The sequence below is a fragment of the Methylobacterium sp. WL64 genome, assembly GCF_008039945.1.
GTDB lineage: Bacteria > Pseudomonadota > Alphaproteobacteria > Rhizobiales > Beijerinckiaceae > Methylobacterium.
This window is the reverse complement of record NZ_VRVA01000160.1, coordinates 1-9,607: the sequence shown is the minus strand read 5'-3', so window position 1 is coordinate 9,607 and position 9,607 is coordinate 1. Positions and strand designations below refer to the sequence as shown.

Below are 9,607 nucleotides of genomic sequence, written 5' to 3'. Positions count from 1 at the left end.
CAGGCGCAGGTAAGCGGGCTCACCTATGCTCGACGTTGAAAGCAGACTTCTCGCCTTACATGTCCCATCGGCCCATCATGGCATGTCGGCCGGGCGGCACAGTTAAGTCAACGGAGGGGAATGATCATGATCACATGCGAACCGAGTTGACGTCGGCCGCCCTGATGATGGCCACCCAACGGCAGCGACCGGCCGCTGGGCTCATCTGTCATTCCGATCGCGGCAGCCAGCTTGGGTTCAAGCGGTCGTCGCAACACCATCTTGCACGGCGGCCAGCACAGCGTCGAGCGCCTCTGCCGCAGTAATCCGTTCGTGTTCTCGTTCGTCCCCCCGCTGCCAGGGTGAGCGCGGATCGCAGAAGTAGACCTGCAGACCCGCGTCAATCCGTAAGCGCACATGCTCCGCCATCTCCGCTCCCTGGTCCCAGGTCAACGAGCGCCGCAGTTGCTCTGGCAAGCCCGCGATCGTGCCGGTGATCGCCTCGCGGACCGCCTCGGCCCCGTGCCCCGCCAGCGCCGGGCCGTTCTTGGCACGCGGTGTCACCCCATGGCCGTCCATCGGCGGAAGATGCAACAGCATCGTGAAGCGTGTCGTGCGCTCGACCAGGGTCCCGATCGCCGAACTCTTCAGTCCCAGGATCAGATCTCCTTCCCAGTGGCCCGGCACCGCGCGGTCCTCGACCTCGGGCGGACGCTCGCTGATGAGCACGTCGGGGGTGACGAACGACTTGCCTCGGCCCAGGCTGCGGGCCCGCGGCACCCGTCCTGTGCGAAGACACGCGGTCAACGCACGCTTCAGCGCGCCCCGGCCCTGGACGTAGAGAGCCTGATAGATCGCCTCGTGACTGATGCGCATCGTCGTGTCGCCCGGAAAGTCGAGCCTCAGGCGCTCGGCGATCTGTTGCGGGCTCCAGGATCGACCCCATCGCCGGCTCTGGCGTCGCCCGTGTCGCCGTCCCTTCCAGGCAACGCTCGGTCCAGGCAAGGCGCGCCCGCCCGGTGTTGCGACAGCACCGGCGAGCCGGTCCTGCACGTACGTCCGCAGCACCACGTTCCCCGCCAGCTTTGCTGGCTTGGGCCGGCGTGCCGCGCGTTCAGCGTGCCACTGCGCGGTCGTGGCGCGATAGTCCAGGCCGCCACTGCGGGTCACCGCATTGCGCCGCAACTCTCGCGAGATGGTCGACGCCGCACGTCCCAGACGTCGAGCGACTTCCCGGACCCCGTGACCTTGCGCCTGGAGTATCGCGATTTCCTCCCGCTCCGCGAACGACATGTAGCGCGCCGAAGGCGACTTGGATGATGGTGACAGGTGGGGCGGTGCCATCCCGCCTGCCATCCGGAACCACCGCGAGCCGACCGGTGGCGAGATCCCGACCTTCATCGCTGCGTCCTCGCTGGAGAGACCCAGCGCGATGAACGCCCAGAACCCCCGCCGCGTCTCGCGCAGACCGACCCCGGGACGACCCGGTGACCGAAGCTTCTCGCGAAGAGACTGATCCGAACGTCGCCGACCCGCCATCACAACCGCCCTCCGCCAAGCCGTTGCGACGATCGATTGAATCTACCCAATACGCCGCCGAGGCCTATCGAAAGCAGCTCGTCGGCATGAAGGCGATACCCTCCATGAGCCGGACCGGCTGCTGCTACGATAACGCCCCGATGGAAAGCTTCTTCCACACCCTCAAGGTCGAACTTGTCCACCAGCGATGATGGGCGACCCGGGACGAGGCCCAACGCGACTTGTTCGCTTACATCGAAGGCTACTACAATCGGCAGCGCATCCACTCGGCACTCGGCTACATCACGCCCGAGCAAGCCGAACGGAACGCGAGCTAAACCCCCTGTCCGTGAAGTCGGGGGAGGATCAGGAAGCGTGTTGGAGGCCGGGGTCCGGAGTCGAACCGGACGTACGAAGCTTTGCGGGCTCCTGCCTGGACACTCACCCACCTGGCCGCCCCCTTTGCAACATGCCGCTCGTGCCGGTTCAAGGTCGAGCAATGAGGGAGCCTAAGATGGCCGCCAAGATCCTTAGCCGTTTCCTACCTACCATGCCCCCCAGCCTGGAGCTCATCCCCGAGAACGGCGGTGGGGCCGGTTCCGGTAGCGGAAGGGGTAGGCATTGGAGCGAGCAGGCCGTACCACCGAGCACCTGAAGGCGAAGGGCTATCTGAAATAGCCAACCCATATGCGGAGTATGTAGACCGTGAAGCACATCTACACCTTCGCTGAGGTCGACGGCTCGCGACTGGCAGCTACCGCAGACCGTGATGGAGCGAACCTGCCTGGTGGCCCCAAGCTGTGGCGGCGCCTGGACAAGCTCGATGTCGAGGAAATGGTGAGTAACTCCGGCATCACTGCGATGGGCAATGCCGAGGAGATCCTAAGCGACGTGCGGGACCACGGCCTCTATCTCACCGCAAGCCAACCGATCTAATCCATGATCGCCAGCCAGGTGCTAGGGGCGGCTCTGCGAGGATCCCGAGTGGTCGCGCGGATACCCCTTGCTGAGCATCTGAAGGCGGAGGGCTACCCGAAGTGAGGCTGAGCCGGCTTGCCACCGTTCTATGTGTGGCGGTCGTTGCGGGAGCTGTTACCTACGTTCTCACATACGAAGGCGTCACCAACGCTCCCCTAAAGGTCTTGGGCGCCGGGCTTATTGCGAGTGGCGTTGTTGCGCTATTGAATAGGGCATGAGTGATCCCGAGCCCGACGCAATCTTCCGCCAGCGGCTGCTGCGTGTCGTGGCCGAGAAGGATCGCCGCTTTGCCCTTGTAGCGGCCGGAATTTACCTTGATCAGCTCGCCCGCAAGTACGGTCTGTTCAGGACCGGCGTGCCGCTGAAGGGGATAGAGACCGGACGGACTCAAGCCTGATCTCAGTCGTGCAAGGACGAGATGCCGCTGACGATTGTCAGAAGCGCTGGCCGCGAGAACCCTAGGTAGAGATCTTACAGAACCGGATCTCAGCCATGTGGTATCTTTACGGCTTCGTGCTGTTGGCCGGCGTCGCCAACGCCGTTCAAGCGGGGCAGAATGGAGCGCTATCCAAGGGCCTAGACGAGTCGTTGACCGCGGGCTTGGTCGTCGTCGCCGGCACCGCCTCCTGCATTCTCGTGGTCGGGCTGCTCTCGGGGAAGCTGGCGTGGCCGACTGCCGCCCAGGCGTTGGCAATGCCTTGGTGGGCGTGGCTCGGCGGGATCCTGGGCGGCGGCATCATCCTCGCGCAATTCCTCGTGGCACGTCAGATAGGAGCTGCTCCGTTCCTCGGCCTCTTGGTGACGGCTGGTGTAGTGACCTCGATCCTCTTGGATAACTACGGTTGGGTCGGGTTCGAGCGGCATCCTGCCAGCATCTGGCGGATCCTCGGAGGCTTCCTCATGGTCGCCGGCGTCGCCCTAGTCGCGTTTCTCTAAGCTCCCCGCCCTCGAAGTCGCCGCGATTTCACACGGTATCCTTTGCCGAGACTCCGGAACGGACAGCAGGGCGATGCAGCATCCATAGATGCAACTAAAATAGACCTGCACGATGCTTGATTGCACGATTGATTAGGATTGCGCTAATCATACGCCACCGAATGGTACTTTAACGCCTATCGGCTTGGATCGCTATTATGCTGGACTTAGTTCTTAGATGTATGCTGATGGATGCAACCCGCACCTAATCGTAATACATCCAGGCCGTGTGCTGATATGCAGGATCGTCGCACGAAGCTTCGGGTCGAAGCTACCATCGAAGGCCATGTTGCCTTCCCAGGGGTCGATGTAGGAGTCCGCTGTATCGTGACAAACCACTCACCCGTGGGTGCTTGCCTCGCTTTTCCGCCCGGCCTCGCAGTGCCGCGCTACTTCGAACTCGCGATCGGCCAGGAGCCGATGCCTTCAACCGTTCGCATAGTCTGGCGACGAGAGGACTTGGTGGGTGTTGCCTACGCAGCACCCCGATCGGGCGTACCCGACGTCATCTCAGGCTGAGTTCGCGAACGCAGGCAGCCAAGAAGCTTCACAGTCTCGCCGTCTTCGGGGCGCCTCCTGAGGGCAATGGCGGTGACGGATCGCCGAGTTCACTCCGTCTTGGAGTGCCCTGCGTTGCGCAACACCCTCCTAGCCCTTCTGGCCGTCGTCGTCGTCATGGTTGCACACGCCGTCCTCAAGCTGCTCCTGCTGCCGTTCCGTGCGCTGCGCGGCCTGTTCCGACACAGTGCCAAGCCAGCGCAGATCACGGTGCGCTAACCAGATCCCGGCACCCTACACGGACGCCGGTGAGATCGACGACCTCCCCCGCCAGCCCGTGATCAGATCGGGCGGCGGGGCAGAGCCGGCTGGTACGCCATCAACGGGTACAGCCATGCTTGTCGATCGGGACCAGGTGCTGCCCAGCGACGCGCTGGATCGGCTGGCTTGCAGGCTGCTGGCCGAGGTGCGGTCGCAGAACCCCCAGAAGCCGCAGGGAGGGCCTATAGGCGACCTCGGCGACGATGTAGGCACTAACCTCCTCGCCTGGCTGTTTGACGCCTACGACGACGCTCTGGCCAAGGACGGCGGCGACTGATCTGGCTGGTGCCTCGCAATCAGCCGCCAGCAACCGAGTGGTGTCCGGCACGTTGGTGGGGAAGCTGCGCCGTTCGGCACCTGAGGCTTCCGTTATGCTCCTGACCGCGTTGCTCGTCGCCGGTACGTTCATGCACGCCAGCTCGTTTTCGATCATCGCCACTCTGGTGGACTGACGGCACCTGCTCGCCACCTCAGTTCTTGAAGATCCGGGGCTCGTCTTCCGCGAAAGCTGCACGCTGCTCAGTGCACCACTGCTGCTCGCCGACCTCCTTCACCTCGGCGTAGCGCCGGGCCAATTCGTCCTTGAAGGCGGCATTTGCCGGTGCCTGGCCGAGCACCTTGGTGGCCACGTCACGCGCCGTCTGAGAGATCCGCAGGGCGGTCGTACCGTCGATCGCATAGTGCTTGCCGCAGAACGTGATGATCGCGGACTGCGCGCTGGCAGCCCGGAGTAGGGCTAAGGCTTGCTCGTCCTGGCTTTGCGCGTGGACGGGCGCGGCGTGCACACCGGCGGCAAGGGCCAGGGCTATGAGGGCTCGACAGCGCACGACCGTCTCTCCGGCGATCGCCAGCACATCGTGGTGATCGCCGGCGGCAAGCCCCAACGTAGCCGATCTGTTCCGCCCTACGCCAGGATCCCGGAGCCGAGCCGGCGTTACCCCATCGCCTGCGGGTGGCGCGATGGCGTGCCGGAGAACGCAGCAGCTGTCAGCGGGCAGCCAGGATGGCTGCGCCGGTGCTGTAGCTTGTAGCCCCCGGTTGGGGTGTAGTTTCCGGCAATGTTTACCTGACCATGGCACGCCGGGCAGCGCTTGGGCATCATCCCATACAGGGCGCGGGCTTCCACGAGGCTGACGGCGCTCCACACGCCATCAACCTTCACCTCGCATGTTTGCTGGTCGGCCACCGGACTGCTGCTCGAAGACGTCAGACCCGGATCTCTTCCGCGTGCAGGCCACCAGCTCGCAGGTGATCGGGGATGTCGGCGTGATCGTAGTACCCGGCCTCATGGGCCATTGCGTCCAGGGCAGCGCTCGGATCGGCGGCCGAGCCGGTCCAGAGGATCGTGCCTGTCGCGCCCTGACGGATCTGGAACACCTTCATCGCCACGCCCTCTCACGCTTGTTGAGCGGTCAAGCGTAGCGGTACCCCTGACGTTCCAGCGCTACCTCAATCAGTTAGCATGTCGCCTTGTCGGGTTCACCCGCTCTGCCGGTGCTCGAGCCGATTTCCAGCAGCGCCGCATGCTTCACATGATCGTGCCGGGGCCAACCGGATCACCGGGCACGATGTCAGGTCCCGTTGGATCGCCAGGCACTGGATCGGGTGGCGGTTGCGGCGCAGGCGGATCTCCTGGCGTGGGTTCAGTCGGTGGCGGCTCGCCGGGCGTCGGCAGATCGGGGCCACCAGGGTCGGGGATGCCGGGGTTCGCCATGGTCGATCGTCTCCGCGACATAGGATCCTTCGAGGAAACACGAACCCGGACCAAGGTGGTTCCCGGATCGAGCGTCCTTGGGCGCTAAAGGGGGCATACGAGTTGGAACGGAACCAACGACATGTCGAAGCTGATGCAGCTGATCCCGCTGACGATCCTCGCTGGCGTATCCGATGCTGCAGCTCAAGGAACGCCACCGCCGCCGCCGGTCTGGCCTATGGCAAGGGGTCTACCGCCGCACACCGGCTGGTTTGTAGCCCTTCTGATATTCACGGTCGCTCTGGGGATCGCCTGGTATTTCCTGAGCCATGATGGCCCCCCGCCTCCGCCTTGCGCCTGAGATGTCTTGGCGAACTACGAACTTAGGTACGTGAGAACGGACCGTCCGTAGGTCCTACCTGCTCCCGATCACCGAGAATGCGGCGCCCTGATGCGATGATCTGGATCACCTCTCGGCTGTCGCATTGCTGGCGCGCGAGGGCTTCGAGGTCGCGCAGGTAGGCGATCACTGGCCGACGAACGTGGGCGTGCTGTCGTAAGACGGGCTCGACCTTGGCGGTGACGTGTTCGGCGAGCGTGTCCCAGAACTCGGGCCCAATCGCAGCCCCATCCAACATTCCGCGCTCACAGCCAACGGGACCTACCGAAACAGTTTCGGTGTGCCCGATCTGGCGGATGAACGGTGCTGCTGAAATTACCTGGGTTAAATCGTGAGCGTAGTGCGAAAGCGCTGCGCGCGCGGGACACTGCTATCGCCCTACGACGATCCTCAGGATCCTAAGAGGTGGCAGCTAAGGCTCCCCCGGCCCGTCTATCCCGACCTCCGTCAGCAGCTCGCGCCCAGCCTGCGTTAGGAACCAGTAGACGGCATGGCGACCGAGCGCCTGTTTACGTCGCGCGACGAGCCCGAGAGCTTCCAAGACGGGCATGACGTTCGGGTATGCGCTCGGTCGAAGTCCCTGAGGATTGATGGCGCAGGCTCTCAAGGCTTCGAGACGTCGCTCCGTCAGAGCTGATGCGGGATTGGACGGCATGACGTCGAGCTACCGCGGTCCAGCAGGGAGAGCCAACTCAATAGCCCGCTGACATCGCAGATACCGTTTTGGACTTTAGCGTGCGGCGGCCTGACGCATGTTAGTGAGGCTGCTACTGGAACTGTGCATCTTCACGACCCTGTGAAGGGAAACCAGTGTGGCTCACTACACGATCGATACCGACGACGATGACCGGTACGTTGAGGGCGACTACAACGAGGGCCTGACATGCCACTCGGCGGCCCGGCACATGGCACTGTCCGCGCTGCCGGACATGGTTCGGGACAGGCTCCCGGCCAGTGACCAAGGCACGTTCCGGGCGATCGTCCGCGACGAGAATGGCATGGAGATCTATACTGCGACGCTCACGCTCGTCGGCGAGTGGAGGATCGCCCCTCCAGCTTCGTAATCCGTGTTGCGCCAGCCAAGCGGCCGTATCCATGTGCTTTGACTGGCTAACCCTTGCGCCGCATGATGGGTCGTCCTGACGAGGGACACCCATCGGTCCGGTTCAGGCTCTTTAACCCCCCGAGCATGAGTCGAACCGGTGGGCCTCGTCCGGCCATCGGATGGCAGGCTGCCTAGTGATCGGGGCGGGCAGCCCGCTTCCATTCAAGCCCATTGCAGGGCTGCCGGGCGGCCAAATCACTACGGATCGCCTAGATTAGCCCCCTGCCCCGAGAAGGCGCATAGGGTCCCATCCCTCTGCGCAATCCTGTGCTCTGGGCCGCGATACGGAGACCGAGATGGCGCTCGAACTCAAGACCGGCAAAGCGCAGAGCGTCACGCCCGAGGACTTCAATGAGCGGGTGAAGCGCCTGCTCGCGGACAAGCCGGAGCCGCGCAAGGCCGCGCCGCGGGGCAAGAACTACAAGGCCAACACGCCGTTTGCGAAGAACTGAAGATCCGCTCCGGAGGCGTACACACCCGCCGGGCGGCCATATCATCACGGCTCGCCTGGCCTTGTGCACATCCCGGCCGCGCCGCGGCGGATAATCCTGAGATAGGCGCAAGCACGGCAGTAGAAAAGCCGTAGTGTGTCTCCGGCGCTTTCGTGGAGCGGTGTTTCATCTGGTTGAGCGGACGCTGGTGATCGCCAAGCTCGACCGGCTGTCGTGTGACGCAGCTTTCCTCCTGAACCTGCAGAAGGCTGGCGTCCGGTTCGTGGCGGCGGACGGGCCAGAGGCCAACGAGCTGGTAGTTGGGATCATGGCCGTGGTCGCCCAGGCCGAGCGCAAGATGATCTTGACCCGGACCAAGGCCGCATTGGTGGCAGCGAAGGCTCGAGGGGTGCGGCTGGGCAAGCCGGAGAACCTGTCGAACCAGGAGGCCGGCCAGATGCGAGGGCGGATGCAGCAGGCCCGGCGAGCTGGGAAACGGTTCAAGGACCTCGCCCCAGTGATTTCCGCCATGCGCGCCGAGGGCGCAGTTTCGCTGCGCCAGATCGCAGCAGCGCTGAACGTACGTGGGATTCCAGCAGCTCGCGGAGGGACGTGGTCAGTCGCGCTAGTGCGGCAGGTTCTGGCAGCGTGTCAGCCTGTCAACACACTGACGTGTTGACAGGTCAGCGTGTCTTAGCGAGGCGTCCTTTGCCTCTTTTAGCGAGAAGGTCGTTGATCGCCTCCATCATTACGTCCTGTGTGGTCATATCGGTGTCGAGGCCCACCAGTTTGATCATCCGGTAGACCTCGGGTTCGACCCACACGGTGATCCCGCGCGCGCCCTGCCGTGTAGCGGGGCGTTTGGTCTTAGTATCTTTGGTAGACCGAGGGGGCGCCGAAACCTGGACCGGAGCAGTCTCAGGAGCATCTTCGAGCTCTACGACCGTGGGAGGCTCATCCCGGCGCCCAGTCGAGACGCTATCGGTAACGGCGGCCCGGAGGCTGAATCGAGGTGCGGCGCTCATCAAGCGGCCTCAATGTTGGCAGGCTGCGAGAGGGCGAGGCCGATCTGATCGGCCGCCCACCGGAACAGATCCTCGATTTCCGTCGCCGCTCGACCTGCAGGTTCAATCTCCTGAGCGGTTCGGCCCGGGATGAAGCCACGTGAATAGCTAACACGCTGATAGACCGCGCCCGAGTAGACGGGAATGCCGCGTTCGTGCAGGCCGGCGCGTGCCTCCTGCAGATCGAACTCTGTCGAGGTGTTGCAGGCGTTGAACACGACCCAAGATGGCTTGCGGGCGATGGTCGTGAGATCGTGGGTCTGCCCGATTGCATCGATATCAAGGATTGAAGCACGGCAGGGGATCAGCACGAGGTCGGACGCCTTGCAGGCCACGAGAGCCGGCCGGTCCGCATGCGGCGCACTGTCGATAATGAGGAGATCGAGGCCGCCGGCCGCAGCTTGGGCCTTTACGTGTTCGAGCTGCTCTGCCGATGTGACAACGGCCTCTGGGTGATCCTTACGACGCTCGGACCATTTCCAAGCGGACGATTGGGGATCGAGGTCTGCGATTGCGACTTGGAGACCTGCGCGATGAGCCGCCACCGCAAGATGCAAAGCCAACGTCGTTTTTCCGGCTCCGCCTTTTTGCGAAACGAGGGCGAGTGTGCGCATTGTGTTGACCTGCTGACGGGCTGACGGATCC

13 protein-coding genes, 1 tRNA gene and 2 pseudogenes are annotated in these 9,607 nt (G+C 63.8%); 9 read left to right on the top strand and 7 right to left on the bottom strand.

What is annotated here, in order from left to right; all coding sequences use genetic code 11:
- Nucleotides 1-293: 293 nt before the first annotated feature.
- Nucleotides 294-1,272: pseudogene (locus tag FV242_RS30610) on the bottom strand (IS30 family transposase); the annotation flags it as partial.
- A 308-nt stretch (nucleotides 1,273-1,580) separates the two neighbouring features.
- Here FV242_RS30610 and FV242_RS30605 point away from each other — a divergent pair.
- A pseudogene (locus FV242_RS30605) lies at nucleotides 1,581-1,835 on the top strand (IS3 family transposase); the annotation flags it as partial.
- Nucleotides 1,836-1,876: 41 nt separating this feature from the next.
- On the opposite strand, the gene FV242_RS30600 reads toward FV242_RS30605, so the two are convergent.
- Nucleotides 1,877-1,952: transfer RNA gene (locus FV242_RS30600), tRNA-Cys, on the bottom strand.
- Nucleotides 1,953-2,202: 250 nt separating this feature from the next.
- Here FV242_RS30600 and FV242_RS30595 point away from each other — a divergent pair.
- The 5 genes from FV242_RS30595 (at nucleotide 2,203) to FV242_RS30580 (ending at nucleotide 4,546) form a co-directional block, all read left to right on the top strand.
- The gene (locus tag FV242_RS30595) at nucleotides 2,203-2,433 is read left to right on the top strand and encodes a hypothetical protein (RefSeq protein ID WP_147941545.1); all 231 of its coding nucleotides are present in this window, start codon (nucleotides 2,203-2,205) and stop codon (nucleotides 2,431-2,433) included.
- Between the two features lie 256 nt (nucleotides 2,434-2,689).
- Nucleotides 2,690-2,872 carry a hypothetical protein gene (locus tag FV242_RS30590; protein WP_147941544.1) on the top strand — a complete coding sequence of 61 codons (183 nt, stop codon included), beginning with the start codon at nucleotides 2,690-2,692 and terminating at the stop codon, nucleotides 2,870-2,872.
- Nucleotides 2,873-2,967: 95 nt separating this feature from the next.
- Nucleotides 2,968-3,411 (top strand): DMT family transporter, encoded by a 444-nt coding sequence (locus FV242_RS30585; RefSeq protein ID WP_147941543.1) that lies wholly within the window; start codon nucleotides 2,968-2,970, stop codon nucleotides 3,409-3,411.
- A 672-nt stretch (nucleotides 3,412-4,083) separates the two neighbouring features.
- Nucleotides 4,084-4,227: a hypothetical protein gene (locus tag FV242_RS34935; RefSeq protein WP_187278623.1), complete on the top strand. Its 144-nt coding sequence runs from the start codon at nucleotides 4,084-4,086 to the stop codon at nucleotides 4,225-4,227.
- Nucleotides 4,228-4,342: 115 nt separating this feature from the next.
- Nucleotides 4,343-4,546, top strand: coding sequence for a hypothetical protein (locus tag FV242_RS30580; RefSeq protein ID WP_147941542.1), 204 nt, complete (start codon nucleotides 4,343-4,345; stop codon nucleotides 4,544-4,546).
- Nucleotides 4,547-4,739: 193 nt separating this feature from the next.
- On the opposite strand, the gene FV242_RS30575 is transcribed toward FV242_RS30580, so the two are convergent.
- The 3 genes from FV242_RS30575 to FV242_RS30555 all read right to left on the bottom strand — a co-directional run bounded on the left by FV242_RS30575 (nucleotide 4,740) and on the right by FV242_RS30555 (nucleotide 6,600).
- The gene (locus FV242_RS30575) at nucleotides 4,740-5,153 is read right to left on the bottom strand and encodes a hypothetical protein (RefSeq protein ID WP_246692964.1); all 414 of its coding nucleotides are present in this window, start codon (nucleotides 5,151-5,153) and stop codon (nucleotides 4,740-4,742) included.
- A gap of 322 nt (nucleotides 5,154-5,475) precedes the next feature.
- Nucleotides 5,476-5,658, bottom strand: coding sequence for a hypothetical protein (locus tag FV242_RS30565; protein WP_147941541.1), 183 nt, complete (start codon nucleotides 5,656-5,658; stop codon nucleotides 5,476-5,478).
- 687 nt (nucleotides 5,659-6,345) lie between these two features.
- Nucleotides 6,346-6,600 carry a hypothetical protein gene (locus FV242_RS30555; protein ID WP_147941539.1) on the bottom strand — a complete coding sequence of 85 codons (255 nt, stop codon included), beginning with the start codon at nucleotides 6,598-6,600 and terminating at the stop codon, nucleotides 6,346-6,348.
- A 574-nt stretch (nucleotides 6,601-7,174) separates the two neighbouring features.
- On the opposite strand from FV242_RS30555, the gene FV242_RS30545 reads away from it, so the two are divergent.
- The 3 genes from FV242_RS30545 (at nucleotide 7,175) to FV242_RS30540 (ending at nucleotide 8,577) form a co-directional block, all read left to right on the top strand.
- On the top strand, nucleotides 7,175-7,426 hold the full coding sequence (locus FV242_RS30545; protein WP_147941537.1) for a hypothetical protein: 252 nt from the start codon (nucleotides 7,175-7,177) through the stop codon (nucleotides 7,424-7,426).
- A gap of 337 nt (nucleotides 7,427-7,763) precedes the next feature.
- Nucleotides 7,764-7,919 (top strand): hypothetical protein, encoded by a 156-nt coding sequence (locus FV242_RS34930; protein ID WP_187278622.1) that lies wholly within the window; start codon nucleotides 7,764-7,766, stop codon nucleotides 7,917-7,919.
- Nucleotides 7,920-8,106: 187 nt separating this feature from the next.
- Nucleotides 8,107-8,577, top strand: a complete 471-nt coding sequence (locus FV242_RS30540) for a recombinase family protein (protein ID WP_246692963.1) — start codon at nucleotides 8,107-8,109, stop codon at nucleotides 8,575-8,577.
- Nucleotides 8,578-8,581: 4 nt separating this feature from the next.
- On the opposite strand, the gene FV242_RS36420 is transcribed toward FV242_RS30540, so the two are convergent.
- Together FV242_RS36420 and FV242_RS30535 are read right to left on the bottom strand one after the other, a co-directional pair.
- Complete coding sequence (locus tag FV242_RS36420; RefSeq protein WP_368732205.1) at nucleotides 8,582-8,923, bottom strand: ribbon-helix-helix domain-containing protein; 342 nt, start codon at nucleotides 8,921-8,923, stop codon at nucleotides 8,582-8,584.
- Nucleotides 8,923-9,607 (bottom strand): ParA family protein (locus tag FV242_RS30535; protein ID WP_147941536.1); only part of this gene is annotated, 685 nt, incomplete at its 5' end. The genes FV242_RS30535 and FV242_RS36420, both read right to left, overlap by 1 nt.